The organism is Microbacterium sp. MPKO10 (assembly GCF_026107415.2).
Classification (GTDB): domain Bacteria; phylum Actinomycetota; class Actinomycetes; order Actinomycetales; family Microbacteriaceae; genus Paramicrobacterium.
Map to the genome: position 1 here is coordinate 107,507 of NZ_JAPCHX010000004.1, position 17,178 is coordinate 124,684.

Annotated in this window: 13 protein-coding genes; all 13 read right to left on the bottom strand. The window is 63.7% G+C overall.

Going from position 1 to position 17,178, the window contains the following annotated elements; all coding sequences use genetic code 11:
* Positions 1-70 precede the first annotated feature (70 nt).
* The gene (infB, locus tag OK352_RS08690; protein WP_265141078.1) at positions 71-2,818 is read right to left on the bottom strand and encodes a translation initiation factor IF-2; all 2,748 of its coding nucleotides are present in this window, start codon (positions 2,816-2,818) and stop codon (positions 71-73) included.
* Between the two features lie 44 nt (positions 2,819-2,862).
* Complete coding sequence (locus OK352_RS08695; protein WP_265141079.1) at positions 2,863-3,108, bottom strand: YlxR family protein; 246 nt, start codon at positions 3,106-3,108, stop codon at positions 2,863-2,865.
* A 74-nt stretch (positions 3,109-3,182) separates the two neighbouring features.
* Positions 3,183-4,172 carry a transcription termination factor NusA gene (gene nusA / locus OK352_RS08700; RefSeq protein ID WP_265141080.1) on the bottom strand — a complete coding sequence of 330 codons (990 nt, stop codon included), beginning with the start codon at positions 4,170-4,172 and terminating at the stop codon, positions 3,183-3,185.
* A 116-nt stretch (positions 4,173-4,288) separates the two neighbouring features.
* Entirely contained in the window at positions 4,289-6,061 is a 1,773-nt protein-coding gene (locus tag OK352_RS08705) for a proline--tRNA ligase (protein ID WP_265141081.1), read from the bottom strand.
* A complete protein-coding gene (locus OK352_RS08710) occupies positions 6,055-8,571 on the bottom strand; it encodes a helix-turn-helix transcriptional regulator (protein WP_265141082.1) in 2,517 nt (838 codons plus the stop codon). Before OK352_RS08710 ends, OK352_RS08705 begins: the two co-directional genes overlap by 7 nt.
* Before the next feature lie 126 nt (positions 8,572-8,697).
* Positions 8,698-10,704: a glycosyl hydrolase family 18 protein gene (locus tag OK352_RS08715; RefSeq protein ID WP_265141083.1), complete on the bottom strand. Its 2,007-nt coding sequence runs from the start codon at positions 10,702-10,704 to the stop codon at positions 8,698-8,700.
* Positions 10,705-10,838: 134 nt separating this feature from the next.
* Entirely contained in the window at positions 10,839-11,576 is a 738-nt protein-coding gene (locus OK352_RS08720) for a hypothetical protein (RefSeq protein WP_265141084.1), read from the bottom strand.
* Positions 11,573-12,559, bottom strand: coding sequence for a VWA domain-containing protein (locus tag OK352_RS08725; protein WP_265141085.1), 987 nt, complete (start codon positions 12,557-12,559; stop codon positions 11,573-11,575). The genes OK352_RS08720 and OK352_RS08725 overlap by 4 nt, the downstream gene beginning before the upstream one ends.
* The gene (locus OK352_RS08730) at positions 12,556-13,548 is read right to left on the bottom strand and encodes a vWA domain-containing protein (RefSeq protein ID WP_265141086.1); all 993 of its coding nucleotides are present in this window, start codon (positions 13,546-13,548) and stop codon (positions 12,556-12,558) included. Before OK352_RS08730 ends, OK352_RS08725 begins: the two co-directional genes overlap by 4 nt.
* Positions 13,549-14,001 carry a hypothetical protein gene (locus OK352_RS08735; RefSeq protein WP_265141087.1) on the bottom strand — a complete coding sequence of 151 codons (453 nt, stop codon included), beginning with the start codon at positions 13,999-14,001 and terminating at the stop codon, positions 13,549-13,551.
* Entirely contained in the window at positions 13,988-14,875 is an 888-nt protein-coding gene (locus OK352_RS08740) for a DUF58 domain-containing protein (protein WP_265141088.1), read from the bottom strand. Before OK352_RS08740 ends, OK352_RS08735 begins: the two co-directional genes overlap by 14 nt.
* An 8-nt stretch (positions 14,876-14,883) precedes the next feature.
* Positions 14,884-15,885: an AAA family ATPase gene (locus tag OK352_RS08745; protein ID WP_265141089.1), complete on the bottom strand. Its 1,002-nt coding sequence runs from the start codon at positions 15,883-15,885 to the stop codon at positions 14,884-14,886.
* 76 nt (positions 15,886-15,961) lie between these two features.
* Positions 15,962-17,095, bottom strand: a complete 1,134-nt coding sequence (gene ispG / locus OK352_RS08750; RefSeq protein ID WP_265141516.1) for a flavodoxin-dependent (E)-4-hydroxy-3-methylbut-2-enyl-diphosphate synthase — start codon at positions 17,093-17,095, stop codon at positions 15,962-15,964.
* Positions 17,096-17,178: the final 83 nt, after the last annotated feature.

The following is a 17,178-nucleotide window of genomic DNA, read 5'->3' on the forward strand; positions in this document are numbered from 1 at the left end:
CCTTGTGTTGTGAGCGGTGCGGCCCGGCCGGACAGTGTCCGCGCCGGGCCGCACCACGTGACCGTGACGGCTAGACGCGAGGCTTCTCGACCAGCTCTGTGGTTTCGATCTCGTCGCCCTCCTGGATGTCATTGAACTTGCCGAGGCCGATACCGCACTCGTAATCGGTGCGAACCTCGGTGACGTCGTCCTTGAACCGCCGCAGCGACTCGATGGCGAGGCCGTCAGCAAGCACGACACCATCGCGGATGACGCGTGCCTTTGCGTTGCGCGTGATCGTCCCGGAGCGCACGATGACTCCGGCAATGTTGCCGAACTTCGACGAGCGGAAGACCTCGCGGATCTCGGCGACACCCGACTGAACCTCTTCGTACTCCGGCTTGAGGAGTCCCTTGAGGCTCGACTCGACGTCTTCGAGCGCGTTGTAGATGACCGAGTAGAACCGGATGTCCACACCTTCGCGAGCGGCACGGTCGCGTGCCTTCGCGTCGGGTCGCACATTGAAGCCGAGGATGATCGCATCGTCGATCGTCGCCAGGTTGACGTCGGATTCGGTGATGGCGCCGACACCGCGGTGGATGATCCGCAGCTGCACGCTTTCGTCGACCTCGATCTTCATGAGCGATTCCTCAAGCGCCTCGACGGCACCGGAGACGTCACCCTTGATGATGAGGTTGAGCGACTCGACCTTGCCCTCCTGCAGAGCACGTGTGAAGTCCTCGAGGCTGATCCGCTTGCGCGCCTTCGCCAGCTGGGCGTTGCGTTCGGCTGCCTCACGCTTTTCGGCGATCTGGCGTGCCGTGCGGTCTTCCTCGGTCACGATGAACGTGTCGCCGGCGCGCGGAACCGATGAGAGCCCCTGCACCTGAACGGGGCGGGACGGACCTGCCTCGTCGAGGTTTGCACCGGTCTCGTCGATCATGGCGCGGACGCGGCCGTACGCCGTTCCCGCAACGATCGCGTCACCGATGTGGAGGGTTCCCGACTGGATGAGCACCGTCGCGACAGAACCACGGCCCTTATCGAGCTTGGCCTCGATCGCGACGCCTCGAGCGATCTTCTCGGGGTTGGCGCGTAGGTCGAGTCCTGCATCTGCGGTCAGCAGCACTGCGTCGAGCAGCTCCTGAATACCGATGTTGTTGCGAGCAGACACGTCGACGAACATGACGTCGCCGCCGTATTCCTCGGCGACCAAATCGTATTCTGTCAGCTGCTGACGCACCTTCTGCGGGTTCGCCTCGTCCTTATCGATCTTGTTCACAGCGACCACGATCGGGACGTCCGCCGCCTTCGCGTGGTTCAGCGCCTCGATTGTCTGCGGCATGATGCCGTCGTCCGCTGCGACCACGAGGATCGCGATATCGGTGACTTGGGCACCGCGGGCGCGCATGGCGGTGAACGCCTCGTGACCCGGGGTGTCGATGAACGTGATGGCACGGTCGTGACCCTCATGCTCGGTGTGCACCTGGTACGCACCGATGTGCTGGGTGATCCCGCCGGCTTCGCCCTCCACCACGTTGGCGTGACGCATGGCGTCCAGAAGGCGAGTCTTACCGTGATCGACGTGACCCATGACGGTGACCACCGGGGGCCTCGGCATGAGGTCCTCGTCGTCTTCGGCCTCGAGTTCGCCTTCGAGGTCGATGTCGAAGCCTTCAAGAAGCTCCCGATCCTCGTCCTCGGGCGAGACCATCTGGATCTTGTAGCCGAGCTCCTCGCCGAGGACTTCGAACGTCGCCTCGTCGAGTGATTCGGTTGCCGTCGCCATCTCACCGAGGTGGAACAGCACGGTGACCAGGTCACCGGGGCTCGCATCGATCTTGTCGGCGAAGTCGGCGATGGACGCACCGCGGCGCATCCGCAGAATCGTGTCGCCGTCACCGCGAGGCACGTTCACGCCGCCAATGGACGGCGCCTGCCTCATTTCAAATTCTTGCCTCTTCGCCCGCTTCGACTTACGGGACTTCGCCCGACCGCCGCCGCGACCAAATGCACCGGCTGTTCCGCCACCGCGGCCACGACCGCCGGGGCGACCGCCGAAGCCGCCGCCTGGGCGCTGGAAGCCGCCACCACCGGGACCGCCGCCCGGACGCTGGAAGCCACCTCCACCGCCACCGGGACGCGGAGCGCCGGGACGACCGCCGCCACCGCCGCCGGGACGGCCACGACCGCCGCCGGCCCCACCGGGACGCGGAGCGCCGGGTCGAGGTGCGCCAGGCCGCGGAGCCTGCGGGCGCGGTGGGCGAGGAATGTTCGCCGGCGTGGGACGCTGCCCCATGCCCTGCGAACTTGAGTACGGATTGTTGCCCGGGCGCGGCGCGCCCTGCGGACGCTGTCCCATGCCCTGAGCGCTCGAATAGGGATTGTTCCCCGGGCGCGGCGCGCCCTGCGACCGCTCTTGTCCCGGCGCGGGTGCCGGACCAGGTCGCGGAGTCGGCGAGGGCTTCTCGTCGTCCTTCGCCGTCTTCTCCGCCTCAGCAGCCGGTACCGACTCAGCGGCGGGTGCTGGCTTCGCGTCTTCTGCGGGCTTCGGTGCCTTGGGTGTCGGCTTCCCGGGCTTTGCCTGCGACGTCTTCGGCTTCTCTGACGCCTTCTTCTCGTCGGCTGCCGGCTTGGCGCCGTCCGCCTCAAGGGCCGCACGCAGCTTGCGCGCGACCGGAGGCTCGATGCTCGACGAGGGTCCCTTCACGAATTCGCCCAATTCCTTGAGCTTCGCGAGGGCAACCTTGCTGTCTACCGAGAACTCAGATGCGATCTCGTGTACGCGTGGTTTTGCCACTTCTCTCCTGTCTGGGTCTGCCCAGACAGGGCAGACCATTAGTTACGGACGGGTCTCATTTCGAGCCGCTCATTAGTTGTCCATTAGCCGTTCAGCCTGTTCTCTAGTGTTTGCGTGTTCAGGTTCGAACTCACGCGAAGTGCGCGCCCGAAAGCTCGTCGCTTCACAGCTCGTTCGCAACACACGACGGTCGGATGCAGCCACGCCCCTCTGCCGGGCAGCGACGCAGTCTCATCAACAACGAGCTCGGAGTCCCGGGCAACGACCCTCAACAAAGAGGACCGATCAGCGCGCATACGGCATCCGATGCACGTTCTCACGGGCTCCATCTTACACTCCCCGCGCTGTGTGCCGACCAGGTATCCCGCATGGCGGATCAAGCGGGCCGGTCAGATTCCTGTCGTCAGTCCTCATCCAGAATCGAATCGGGCTGAATGTCAATCTTCGCACCCGTCAGTTTTGCCGCAAGACGGGCATTCTGACCCTCCTTGCCGATGGCGAGAGACAGCTGGTAGTCCGGAACGAGAGCGCGCACCGCCTTCGTCTCAGCGTCGAGCAGGAATGACGATGACACCCGCGCGGGCGACAGTGCGTTCGCCACAAAAGTCGGCAGGTCGCTCGAATAGTCGACGATGTCGATCTTCTCGTCTCCCAGCTCCTCGGTCACCGCACGAACCCGGCGGCCGAGCTCGCCGATGCAGGCACCCTTGGCGTTGATGGACGGGTCTTTCGCGAGAACAGCGATCTTCGTGCGGTGCCCCGCTTCGCGCGCCAGCGACACAATCTCGACAAGTCCATCGGAGATCTCGGGAACCTCGAGCACGAAGAGCTTCTTCACGAGTGCCGGGTGGGTGCGGGATACGGTGATCTGCGGTCCCTTGAGGCCTTTGGCAACGCTCGTGACGTAGACACGGATGCGTCGACCGTGTGCGTACTCCTCACCGGGAACCTGTTCTTCGGGGGGCAGGACTGCCTCGACGGTGCCGAGGTCGACGTGGATCATGCGCGGGTTGGGTCCCTGCTGCACGATACCGGCGACGATATCTCCCTCGCGCCCCTTGAATTCACCCAGAACGGCGTCGTCGGCAATGTCGCGGAGCCTCTGGTTGATCACCTGTTTGGCGGCGAAGGCGGCGATGCGCCCGAAGTCCTCAGGCATGGTCTCCGACTCGCCGATCAGGTTGCCATCGTCGTCTCGCTCCGGGATGAGTACGGAGACGTGGCCTGTTTTGCGATCGAGTTCGACGCGGCCCACAGCGTCTTCGTTGCCGTTCTGCGCCTCGTTCTTGAGGTAGGCCGTCAGAATGGCCTGCTCGATGATGTGGATGAGCTCATCGAAGGGGATCTCTTTCTCCCGCTCCATCAACTTCAACACGCTCAGATCGATGTCCACCAGAGAGCCTCCCTATTCAGATGTGGCGCGAGCTGACGATGCGATGCCCGGCCGAGCTATAAGGCTACCCGACCGCGCTGCACTTCGTCACCAGGCCGCGCATTCGCCGCCGTACTTTAGCGGTCGTCGAGGATCCGCGCCGTGATCTCGCTGAGCGGAACCTGCGTGCGTTCGCCGCTGCGGCGGTCCCAGAGCTCGACGAGCCCGTCGGCGATGCCGCGACCGGCAATCACGATCGTCGGCACCCCGATCAGCTCGGCGTCGCCGAACTTCACGCCGGGCGAGACTTTCGGGCGATCGTCGTACAGCACCTCGAGCCGCTGTGCTTCGAGTTCGTCTGAGATACGCTCGGCGGCGTCGTAGATGGCGGCATCCTTGCCCGTCGCGATCACGTGCACATCGAACGGCGCGATGTTCCGCGGCCAGCACAGACCTTTGTCGTCGTTGTGCAACTCGGCGAGCAGGGCGAGATCACGCGTAATGCCGAGACCGTACGAGCCCATAGTGACGGTGACGAGCTTGCCGTTCTCGTCGAGAACCTGCAGTCCGAGAGCCTCGGCGTATTTGCGGCCGAGCTGGAACACGTGCCCAATCTCCGTCCCCCGTGCCAGATGCACAGGACCGGACCCGTCCGGGGCCGGGTCTCCCTCGCGAATCGTCGCAGCTTCGATCGTGGCGTCCACCGTGAAATCACGCCCGACCGTGAGCCCAAGCACGTGCTTTTCTGCTGCGTTAGCGCCCGTGACCCAGGAGCTTCCCTCCACGACACGCGGGTCAGCGACATACCGGATGCCACTCGCGGAGTCCTCACCCAGCACTGCGCCAGAGGCCGACCAGGGGCCGATGTAGCCCTTGACCAGTGCCGGGTGCGCGGCAAAATCGGCATCCGTAGCGGCCTCGACTTCGCTCGGCGCGAAGGCGACCTCGATGCGTTTCATGTCGACGTCGCGGTCGCCGGGAACGGCAACGACGACTGTCTCACGGGTACCGTCGAGGTGCTTCAGCGTGAGAACCACGTTCTTCAGCGTGTCTGCGGCCTCCCACACGCGCCCGTCATCGCGAGGGTGCCGCTCGTTGAGCAGATCGACGAGAGTGGCGATCGTCGGCGTGTCCGGGGAGTCGAAGACGCGTGCCTTAGGACGGCCCTCGAGCGGAAGCGGCTCGGCGCGCGGAGTCTCGTAGGCCTCCACGTTCGCCGCGTATCCGCCCTCAGTGCGGACGAACGTGTCTTCTCCAACGGGCGTCGGATGCAGGAACTCTTCGCTCTTCGAGCCGCCCATCGCACCAGCATCCGCTTTGACGATGACGTAGTCGAGACCGAGGCGCGTGAAAATGCGCTCGTATGCGTCACGCTGCCGCTGATAGCTGGCATCGAGGCCGGCATCGGACACGTCGAACGAGTAGGCGTCCTTCATCGTGAACTCTCGCCCGCGCAGCAGTCCGGCGCGCGGCCGGGACTCATCGCGATACTTGTCCTGAATCTGGTAGATCGTCAGCGGCAGATCCTTGTACGACGAGTAGAGGTCTTTGACCAGAAGCGTGAATGCCTCCTCGTGCGTGGGCGCAAGGAGCATGTCGGCACCCTTGCGGTCGGCGAGACGGAACAGGTTCTCACCGTATTCCTCCCATCGACCCGACGCTTCGTACGGCTCGCGCGGCATGAGGGCGGGAAAGTGCACTTCAAAGGCACCGGCCGCGGCCATCTCCTCACGGACAATCTGCTCGATACGCGCCTTGACGCGCAGCCCGAGCGGCAGCCAGGCGAAGATTCCCGGAGCCTGGCGCCGGATGTACCCGGCGCGCACCAGCAGTCGATGGCTGGCGACCTCCGCGTCTGCGGGGTCTTCTCGGAGCGTACGGACGAAGTAGTTAGATAGGCGCGTTACCACGTCACCATCGTACTCATGCGGGAAGCTTCGTCGGCACGCACGGCGGCAAGCCTCGATTCCGTTGCCGACGCGCTGAGCACGCGGTGACCGAGTTCGCTGCGAGATCGGACGGCGAGTTTGCGGAACACACGGCCGAGATGAACTTCGATCGTTCGCACCGACACACCGAGCCGTTCCGCAACAGACGCGTTCGAAAGACCGTGCACGACAAGCTCTGTCACCTCACGTTCGCGCGGAGTCAATGGCGTCGACCACCCGTCGGATCCTGGAGTCACACCCAAACGCACCCTCAGCCGGTCGAGTGCCTGGGCTCCGCAAATCGCAAACAGCTCATCAGCCACAGCACGATGGCGCTGTGCTCCCCTCTCGTCTCCGAGTCGCAGGGATGCATTCGCGAGCGCATTCTCGAGCTGTGCTCGAGCCAGCTGCGACACAATCGTCGTCGTATGCTCTTCTGCCTCGGCGATCACCCGCACGAGGTCGGGCATCGACGTCTCCCACAATCGCGTGCACAGGCGCGCGATCTCTGAGGCGTGTTCAGACGCGCAAACATCCTGCATCCTCACTGATGGTGATCCGCCCACGCCCAGCATCATTCCGGTTGTGTCCAGCATGAGCGACGGCGCGAGACTGTCGTGTTCCGAAGCACCGACGGTCAGAGAAGCCACGAATCGCTGAGGCCCTTCGTTCGCCGCGCGCACGAGTGCCGCTTCAGGATCGAGACCTCGCTCGGGGTCGAGTGCTCTCACGAGACGGCTTTCTCCCCCGGTGCACGCCGCTTCAGCGCGCTGGAGGGCAGTCACCCCTACTCCCCCAAACGGTATGGTGAGAACACTGTCATAGGAGGCCTGAGTCAGTACGGTGCGTGCATCGGAGACACGGCCCTCCGCCAGGGCTGCACAGCCAACGGCAACCGATTCAAACGCTCGCATGAGCGGAGATCTGTGCTCCGGCCCCTGTTGATGACCGCTCGGGTCGTCTTCGCGGGTCAGCCAGGCAAGTGAATCGGCGAAGAGCGTGGCGCCTAAGACGCCAACTGCCCGCTCCGCCTCTCGCCACGTCACCGGGCCGGGGTGTGCATCCAGTCTGATAGAGAGTGTGCTCCAGGCCGCGACGAGCGTCGCAGACGCCTCTGTTGCCGTGGCAGACGCTTGCTTCTGCATCCGAACAGCTTCGCGCGGGTCGCCGTGCAGGTTCGCGAGTGCGCCTCCCACTGCGAGTGCGATGGAGCTGCTGTACCTCACGGCCATGGTGGAGGTACTGAGCTGCGAGAGACGGTCGAGTGCGATCGCCTCATCTCCAGCACTTCCGCGAGCTATCGCGGTCAGCATCATCGGCGCGAGCGATGCCGCACATGTTGTGTCATCACCGATCTCCATAACACGTGCACAGGCATCTGCGGCATCATCGATCCATCCGAGGTTCAGAGCTGCGATCGCCGCGACAGCAAGGGCAGCGGGTTCGTCACCGGGCGAAGCCTGGCTCGCTGCTTCGCGCGCCGCGGCATACGCCCATGCGCAATTCCCCGCACGCGCAGCCTGAGCCGCAAGTATCGCGACGTCCCGCGCTCGTTCGGTCCCGCCCGTGAATGACGAGAGGATCTCGTGCCACGCGGCACGATCGTCGCCAATATCGGTGAGAGCCGCAGCCAATCGCTCATGAGCATCCGTTCGTGCGCACAATGACGCCGATTCGTGAACGAACTGACGGGTACGTGCATCGCGGAACGCGAACCGACCGCCCGCGATGTCGAGTTCATGCACCAGCGGGCTTTCCACAAGAACGTCAGTGCTCTCTCCCATCGCCGCAAGCAGGGTATCGACGCGATCGTCGGTGGAGACGGATGCTGCCCGAGCCAGAGCTCGCTCAGGCTCCGACAAGCTCTCCCACCAGTGCTGCGCACGACGCTGAATACTCAGCGTGAGTGGTAACGGGTCGGGAAGAGCTCGTCGCCCCCTGAGGACGCTGTCAGGAAGCTGAGCCGCGCATTCCATGATGCTTCCCAGAGCACCGCTCAACTGGGTGACAAGATGATTTGTCGTCATCGGAGACGCTCCAGTGACGTACACGAGCGCCTCACCGGACGTCACCGGCGGAATCTCTCGAATCTCGAGCGGGTGGCACCCCGAATGTGCCCATGATCGGTCGGATGCTGTCGCCAGTATGAAGGTGGATGCTCCGAATGATGTGACGGCATCGAAGAGTTCTTCCCGTTGTGTGGATGTGAGCTCATCGATGTCGTCGACAACAATCAGTACACGCGATGGTGCACCCTCAACACCGCGCCACGAGAGACTCGGCTGGCCGCCCTCCCCTTTCACGAACTGCGCTCTGACGACAGAGGTGCGACTGTCGGCGCAGGCCGCCCTGAGTACAGACTCGAGCCGGTACGAGCGCCCCGCACCGTGATCCCCGACCCACAGGATGCCGGGCCAGCCGGCGGAGAGTGCCTCCGTGACGATTCCGTCATATTCGTGCGCATTCGGGTCGGTCGTCTGGTTGTTCCGCACGTTCTACGCCCCCTCGATTGTCGCCATCGACACCGTATGTTAACGATACTAACAATCAGGGGGTAGGCACGACGCGACAGAAAAGGGGACCGGGTAGATGCCCGGTCCCCTTCCCCTGCGCTCACATCAGCTGAGGCCGTTGTAGATCGCTGAGATCAGGTCTCCGTCAGTTGTGTCACCGGAGAGCTCCCAGAAGAATGCACCTCCGAACCCGTTGTCGTTCACGTACTGCATCTTGGTCCCGATTGTCTCGGGAGTGTCGTAGCTCCACCATTCGTCACCGCAGTGCGCGTAGGCGGTACCACCGATGGTTCCGGTGGGCGGGCAGGTTTCAATGAGCACCTTGTAGTCCTCAATCCCCGCCTCGTACGTGCCTGGGGCCGGCCCTGTTGCGGTCCCACCCGGGGCATCTTGCGTAACGCCGGTCCACCCGCGGCCGTAGAAGCCGAGTCCGAGGAGCAGCTTGTCGGCGGGCACTCCCATCGAGCGAAGCTTGAGCATCGTCGTCGTCGCGTTGAATCCGTCAATCGGGATTCCGCTGTAGCTGGTCAGCGGCGAATGCGGTGCGGTCGGTCCCTGTTTGTCCCACGCTCCGAAGAAGTCGTAGGTCATCGGCATGTAGAAATCGACATACTGAGCGGCTGTGGCGTAATCAGCAGCATCCAACTTGCCACCATCGGTGCCGTCAGCGCTGATCGCCGAGGTGACCAGGTCGTCTCCGAAGCGCTCACGAAGCGCCTTCATCATTGTTGGGTACGCGTCGGACCCCGATGTGTCACACGACAGTCCACACGCGTTCGGGTATTCCCAGTCAATGTCGATGCCATCGAAGACATCGGCCCAACGGGGATCCTCGACGAGGTCGTAGCACGAGTCGGCAAAAGCTTCAGGATTCGCCGCAGCCTCGCCGAATCCTCCGGACCATGTCCAGCCGCCGAACGACCAGACGACCTTGAGATCGGGGTGCAGCTCCTTCAGCTCACGGAGTTGATTGAAGTTGCCACGGAGCTCTTGATCCCAGGTGTCAGCAACACCGTCAACGCTGTCTTCCGCGGTGAAGGCCTTCTGGTAGTCAGCATAGGCGTCGCCGATTTTGCATTCGCCACCGGTGACGTTGCCAAACGCATATAGGATGTGCGTCAGCTTGTCTGCGGAACCCGACGTCTCGATGTCTTTCACGGTGAAGTCACGTGCGTAGATACCCCAGTTTGTGAAGTACCCAACGACACGATCATCTGTGCTCGTCGGCGGGTCAGTGGGATCCGTCGGATCTGTGGGATCCGTGGGGTCCGTCGGATCTGTGGGATCCGTGGGGTCCGTCGGATCTGTGGGATCCGTGGGGTCCGTCGGATCTGTGGGATCCGTGGGGTCTGTCGGGTCCGTCGGGTCTGTCTCACACGCACCAGCGTCCTCCCAGACGCCCCATTCTCCCGTCGTTCCCGGCTCCTGTCCCTTCGTCCACCACTTCGCCGTCCAGAGATGGTCTTCGTGGCTCACCGAGTCGCCGCCAAGGTAGACGGCGGCTGGGTCCCAGGCCGTCGCGCACTCTTCGGTACCCGGGTCCGTCGGATCAGTCGGGTCCGTCGGATCAGTCGGGTCCGTCGGGTCGGTGCTGCCATCTGTCACGTTGACGTCAATGCAGCTGTAGAACGCGTTGGTCGTGTCCGCCACGTTCCAGCGGGCAAGAATGGTGTGCTCTCCGGTCGGCAGCCCCTCGAGGTGGTGCGTCACGGTGTCTGGCGGCTGCTGTCCGTTGCCATTGACCGTGGCAAATGGCTGGCCGTCGACAAAGTACTCCCAGGTGCTTGTCGCGTGGTTTGCCGTGAAGTTCCAGGTCAGATCGAGCGAACTCGACACATCTTTCACGGGCCAGGGTTGTGACTCGTCGTCGAGAATTGCAAACCGTTCGTTGCCGCCACTGCATTGCAGCGAGCCCTTCGGCGCTTCAACGCTCTGAGGCTCATACGCCAGTGGACCGCAATCGAACGACGTGGAACCGGTCGAACAATAGTCTTGCCGACTCGGTGGGTCGGTAACCCAGCCGTGTGCTTGTGCGCTTGAAGCGTTCGCCAAGGGCACCAGCATGGCCCCGAGAACGCCGAGCGTCACGAACGAGGCACGTAAAACCTTCATCGTGATTCCAGCTCCTTTGTTGGAAAGAACCGCCGTGCAGGCGGCGCGGACGAAGCCCGCGCCCGAAACGCTACCCAGGCAGAGCAGATCACGTAAGTGTGGAAAATACGTACGCAGACGACGATGTCGCCTCATTACCAGGGCTTGTCTGTGTCTCCCCCACCCGAGCCGCGCCTGTCGGCGTCGCCTTCCTGCTTCTTGCGCTCGGCGTCCTTTCCACGCTCGTCCAAATCGTCGAGGGGGTCGTCGCCGTCCGACTCGTCATCGCCGGAATCCGAATCGGAGTCGGAATCTGAGTCGTCGTTCTCAGACCCGTTCTCGTTCTCATCCCCGCTGTCATTCGAGTTCTGCTTGAGCTTCTCCTCGATGCGCTTCTGGGCGGTCTCAAGCTCTTCGTCCGCTTTCGACTCCTGTGGCTGGTCGCATCCTTCGTCAGCTCCGGCCTCGATGACGGCGAGTGCCGTCTCCCACATCTGCGTGGCACCCTCGGCCGAGCCGGCCTCCGCGTAAGCGTCACCCTGTTGTTCCCAAGCCAACGCCAGGTTGACGCGGATCTCGCAGGTTTTTCCCTCGGGGGCGAGCACCAGCGCCTGGGACAGATCTTCGGTCGCAGCGGGAAAGTCGCCGGCTGCGGCGTTCGCTGTGCCGCGGTTGAACGGTGCGATCCAGGGATCGAACGCGTTCCACAGCATCAGACCATCAAAGTGCCCGGCCGCCGCGTCGTAGTCCTCCGCCGCGTACGCGCGCGAGCCATTGCCCTCCAGCACGCCGAGGCTGACGAGCTTGCCCGCGAACACCAGGGCGATGAGCACGAGCGGCAGGGTAATGAGAATCAGACGGGTTCTCACTCGCGTCGTCTTCGCGCGCGTCATCCCCCACCTCCCAATCGTGTCCGCCGGAATTCGATGATGAAGCCGGCGAGTTCGTACAGCACCAGCGCTCCGAACGGGATCGCAAAGATCCAGTACAGCTCGGGTTCCGGTTCGCGATTCTCGCCTGGCTCCGATTCGGGCACGACGGTGATTCCGGATGCCGCTTCGGCGACGCTCGTCGACGCATCGCGGTGTATATAGTCAACGCCCAGTTGACCGGCGATCGCCGTCAAGGCGTCCTGGTCGATGCGGGAGATTGCGTCGGATCCGGTCTCGGGGTCCTGGATGTACGCGCTCTCGCCTGTCGCATCCAAACCGCGGTTCTCGAGCATCCTTCCGCCATCTTCCGTCCCGTAGCCGAGCACGGCTCCCCCGTCGATCGCGTCGGCGAGCGGAGCGAAAGACTCCGGTTGCTCATCAACCGTCTGCTCGCCATCGCCCAGGTAGTAGAGGATCGTTGTGTGGTTCGGATCCGCCTCATCGAGTGTCTTCTTCAGATGACTGAGCGGCTCTGAGATGCTGCTTCCCGACGAGTATCCGGTGATCTCCTGCGTCATCGCGGCCACTGTCTGTTCGACGGCTCCCGCGTCGGTGGTCAGCGGAACGCGTTCAACGGTAGCGGCGTCGAACGTCGTGACCGAGAACCGCGCCCCGGCGAGTTCTTCGGTGAGCTCGGCGATGTCCGCACGCACCCCATCAAGCCTCGGGTTGTCGCCGTCCCAGTCTTCAGCAGCCATGCTGCTTGTCGTATCGATCACGAAGTACACATCAACGTCGCCGCCGACGGCGTCGAGTGCCCTGCCGTCGTTCACGACAGGTCGGAGCATCATGGCTCCCAATAGCACGACGAGCGCGGTGCGCGCGAGCCAGTGCCGCCGAACCTGCGATGTGCGCGCGACAACAATCTGGATGATGGTGAACGTCAGGAGCCCGCCGAACACGATGAGCATCAGGATTCCCGGCATCAGGGGGGCGAAGGTCATCGTCTGAGCCTCCATCCCACCGTAAGGAGCGCGAGGACGGTCCAGAAGGCGATCCACAGGTACTTGTCAGGATCGTCAGTTTTGACGACGTACGACGGAGCATCCATCTTCGCCGTCTCCTGCTTCTGAATGGAAGTCACGATATCGGGTACCGCCTGCGGATCTCCCAGAGCAAAGTACTCGCCGCCCGTCGTCTCGACAGCATCCTTCATTTCTGCCGCGAGTTCTGCGATGTAGTTCTTCGACGACGAGTCTCCCGGGTTGAGGCCGTACACGATGACACCGTTGTCTTTCGCATACTTTCCGGCCTGCGGCAGCGAGACGAGCTGCTTGCCCGCCACGAAGTTGTCTGTCGCGAAGATGATCGACCGCGAGCGCTCCTCGTCGAGGTTGTCGAATCGCTGCGTACACGATGCGAGTCCGTCGCCGATAAGGGATGATCCATCGCCGAGCAGCGTGCCGTCTGTATATGCGTAGTCGGTGTTCGGGTCGTCCATGTTCTCGCGCAGTTCAGTCATCTGCTCAGTGACGTAGTCGTAGTCAGTCGTGAGGGGGAAATAGGTGACAGCCGAGGCATTGAAGATCGTCAGACCGATGCGCTCCCCCTCGAACTCGTCGACAAGCTCGATGAAGGTGTCAAGAATGGCGACATCGTACCCCGTCATCGATCCGGACGTGTCAAGACACAGAACGATGTCACGATTGTGAATCTCGGGTGTGACGGTGTGCACGGTCACGATGCGGGTGCTCAGCGCTGCGGATGCTGCGACGGCCACGACGGTCAGGGCGATGCCGATGCTGAGCCACAGCTGCATGCGCGTGCGTGCCCGGCGGTACCCGGGAAGGGCGGTCAGGCGCTCTAGATGTGCGATTCGCACCGAGGCCCCCGGCGCCCGACGTCGACGTCGCCGGATGAGCAGGGCGATCGCGACGGTCACCGCAAGCGCCGCGACCCAGACCAGCGGCATCCACCCGTTGATCACCTCCATCTACATCACCAGCTCTCGCGCGCGCCGAACCGATGGTGCGAGCTCGCCAGACGATCTCGGCGCGAACTCAAACGGGTAGTACGCCGCCACGGTGTCCGCGAGGCCGGCGTGTTTCGACTCGGTCAGATCGGCGAGCGTCAGTGCCGATACGCGCGTTCCGGAGCGCTCCTCTACGTAGAGCCGCACCAGGATGCTGAGTTTCAGGTGTGCTTCGCGCGTCGTGATTTCGTTCGCGGCGTGCGCGGCCTCGATCTCGTCGATCAGCCGACGATAACGCTGTGACAGCTCGCCAGGTGCCGGTCTGCTCTCACGGGGCTGCTTGGGTGCGCGTGCTCGCGGGAAGAACCAGACAACGAGATACCAGAGCAGAACAAGGGCGCCGATCCCGCACGCAATCCACAGCCAGGCCGAGCTGTACGAGACGGGCGCGTAATACCCGTTATCGCCGACCATGATTATGCCTTTCCAAGAGAGCGAATACTCCGGATACCGCTCCATCGGCTCCAGTGATGCGTACGCCGGTGATTCCCAGAGACTCCAGCGTGTCGATCGTCTGAGACGAGGATGTCGCGACGGACGCGGCGAACTCGCGGTGCAGTGCTGAGCTGCGTCTGATCGCGTCTGGCAGGAGCGCGCCGTCAGCGATGTCAACGATGGGGCTGGTCCGCCAATTCGGATCGAGCGGGTCGGCGTCGGCGATGCTGACCCAGAGCAGCTCGTGCTGGGCGTGCAGACGCCGCAGCATCCGGGCTCGCTCGTCGTCAATGCCCTCGTCGTCGCTGATGATGACGAGGATGCTGCGTCGCCGCGTTCGACGTACGACGTATGTGAGCAGCCGGTTGAGGTCGCTGCGCCCGGCGTCTGGAACGGCACGCGATTGAATTTTCGCGAGCACCTGCTCGACGTGCGATTCCGTCCCGGCCGCGGGAAGAGACACGACTCCGTCAGCATCGCCACAGACGAGCGACATATGATCGCCGTGCCGGTGAGCGAGGTAGGCGAGGATGCCGGCGACGAGCACAGCTGTCTCTCGCTTTGGTTCGCCCGACGCACCAACGGCCGCCATATTGCGGCCGGTGTCGACGACGAAGGTCACGAGGTGCTTACGCATCGCGACGTAGAGCCGTGTGTACGGCGTGCCATTGCGCGCCGTCGCCTTCCAGTCAATGTCGCGCACCTCATCGCCGGGAACGTAGGGGCGTAGCTCGTCGAACTCGTGGCTCTTGCCGTGCATGACCGACGCGTACTCTCCATCGAGCACGCCTCTGACCCGTCGGTGTGCGCGGATCGACAGCTTCGACTTCACACGGTAGAGCAGCCCTGTCATCGCTCAGCTCACGGAGCCTGCACGCTGGAGAAGCAGGCGTCGATGATCGTCTCGGGGCTCACGCCATCGGCATCGGCTTCGAAATTGAGGATAATGCGGTGACGGAGCACGTGGTGTCGGAATGCCTTGACGTCGTCGGGAATCACGTGATCGCGACCGTTCAGCACAGCGAGCGCGCGCGCGGCTGACGCGAAGGCGATGCTCGCGCGCGGGCTGGCACCGTATTCGATGTAGCGCGACAGCGTCTCGGGGAGGTACTGGTCCGCATGCCGGGTCACGTACACGGCCTGAACGATGTAATTCAGCACAGACGGATCGAGGTACACCCGGCGCGTCAGATCCTGCAGCGCCGTGACATCGTCGAGAGTGACGCTGGCCGGAGATGAGTCGCGGTCGTAGACACCGGATCCGACCCGGCGGACGATCTCGGCCTCGTCGGCGATGGAGGGATAGCCGAGCACGTCTTTGATCAAGAATCTGTCGAGCTGCGCCTCGGGAAGGTGGTAGGTGCCCTCCTGCTCGATCGGGTTCTGCGTCGCCAGTACAAGGAACGGCTTGGGAAGCTCGTGGACTTCGCCGCCAATCGACGTCTGGCGCTCCTGCATCGCCTCGAGCATGGCCGACTGCGTCTTGGCGCTGGCGCGGTTGATCTCGTCGAGAAGCACGAAGTTGGCGTGGATCGGCCCAAGCTGGGTGAAGAACGAGCGAGCGCCCGGATCGTAGACCTGTGTTCCGACGATGTCGGAGGGCAGGAGGTCCGGCGTGCACTGCACACGCTGGAACCGTGCCTGGACAGCATCCGCGATCGCTTCAGCCGCCGTCGTCTTCGCCAGCCCGGGCACGCTCTCGAGAAGCACGTGCCCTCCCGTCATCAGGGCGACGAGAAGGCTCGTGCGGAGCCCGGCTTGGCCGACAACCTTGGTGCTGTACGAGCGGACGATGGTCTCGAGGATGCGGCCGGCTCGCTGCATTTCACTCGGAGTCAGGGCGGCAGCCTGAGTCTGATTCACGTCGGTTCTCTCCCGGGTGTCATGGTGGCGGTGCGCGACACAGTGTATCTGCGCCGCATGGGCGAACGCTTGCCGGTCAGCCGATCGAGACCGTGGGCGCCCCCGTCGAGGTGTCTGACGCATCCATCTCGGCAGCGATCCTGTTCGCCTCGGCAATCAGCGTCTCGACGATCTCTGATTCGGGCACGGTCTTGATGACCTCGCCCTTGACAAAGATCTGACCCTTGCCGTTGCCCGAGGCAACGCCGAGATCCGCCTCGCGAGCCTCGCCCGGGCCGTTGACCACACAGCCCATAACCGCCACGCGCAGCGGAACCGACATGCCCTCAAGACCTGCCGTCACCTCGTCGGCGAGAGTGTACACGTCGACCTGGGCGCGGCCGCAGCTGGGGCACGACACGATCTCGAGCTTCCGCTCGCGGAGGTTCAGCGATTGGAGGATCTGCAGGCCCACCTTGACCTCTTCGACCGGTGGTGCGCTGAGCGAAACGCGAATCGTGTCGCCGATGCCTTCCGACAGCAGGATGCCGAAGGCTGTGGCGCTCTTGATCGTTCCCTGGAAGGCGGGACCAGCCTCGGTCACACCGAGGTGCAGCGGCCAGTCGCCACGTTCGGCGAGCTGCCGGTATGCCTTGACCATGACGATGGGGTCGTTGTGCTTCACTGAGATCTTGAAGTCGTGGAAGTCATGCTCTTCGAAGAGGCTGGCCTCCCACACGGCACTCTCGACGAGGGCCTCCGGCGTCGGGCGTCCGTACTTCTCGAGCAGCCGCTTGTCGAGCGACCCCGCGTTGACACCAATGCGCAGTGAGACATTGGCGGCCTTGGCGCGCCGGGCGATCTCGCCGACCTGGTCGTCGAACTTGCGGATGTTTCCCGGGTTCACGCGCACGGCAGCACAGCCGGCGTCGATGGCCGCATAGACGTAGTTCGGCTGAAAGTGGATGTCGGCGATGACGGGGATCTGGCTCTTCTGCGCAATCGCGGGCAGAGCCTCGGCGTCCTCCCGCGTGGGAACAGCCACGCGGACGATGTCGCACCCGGATGCTGTCAGCTCGGCGATCTGCTGCAGCGTCGCGTTGATATCCGTCGTCGGCGTTGTCGTCATCGACTGCACGCTCACGGGAGCGTCGCCGCCCACAAGGACCTTGCCGACCTTGATCTGCCGCGAGGCGCGTCGGGGGGCGAGAGTTTCGGGAATGTTCGGCATACCGAGGTTCACTGCTGGCACGCCGACAATCCTACGTCCTCGTTGTCCGCCTCGGCTGTGAGCCCGGGCAACAGGCTACACAG

Excerpts from the sequence above, each read along its gene's own strand:
- infB (WP_265141078.1), bottom strand. The coding sequence starts at position 2,818 with ATGGTCTGCCCTGTCTGGGCAGACCCAGACAGGAGAGAAGTGGCAAAA.
- OK352_RS08695 (WP_265141079.1), bottom strand. The coding sequence starts at position 3,108 with ATGGAGCCCGTGAGAACGTGCATCGGATGCCGTATGCGCGCTGATCGG.
- OK352_RS08715 (WP_265141083.1), bottom strand. The coding sequence starts at position 10,704 with ATGAAGGTTTTACGTGCCTCGTTCGTGACGCTCGGCGTTCTCGGGGCC.
- OK352_RS08720 (WP_265141084.1), bottom strand. The coding sequence starts at position 11,576 with ATGACGCGCGCGAAGACGACGCGAGTGAGAACCCGTCTGATTCTCATT.
- OK352_RS08725 (WP_265141085.1), bottom strand. The coding sequence starts at position 12,559 with ATGACCTTCGCCCCCCTGATGCCGGGAATCCTGATGCTCATCGTGTTC.
- OK352_RS08730 (WP_265141086.1), bottom strand. The coding sequence starts at position 13,548 with ATGGAGGTGATCAACGGGTGGATGCCGCTGGTCTGGGTCGCGGCGCTT.
- OK352_RS08735 (WP_265141087.1), bottom strand. The coding sequence starts at position 14,001 with ATGGTCGGCGATAACGGGTATTACGCGCCCGTCTCGTACAGCTCGGCC.
- OK352_RS08740 (WP_265141088.1), bottom strand. The coding sequence starts at position 14,875 with ATGACAGGGCTGCTCTACCGTGTGAAGTCGAAGCTGTCGATCCGCGCA.
- ispG (WP_265141516.1), bottom strand. The coding sequence starts at position 17,095 with ATGCCGAACATTCCCGAAACTCTCGCCCCCCGACGCGCCTCGCGGCAG.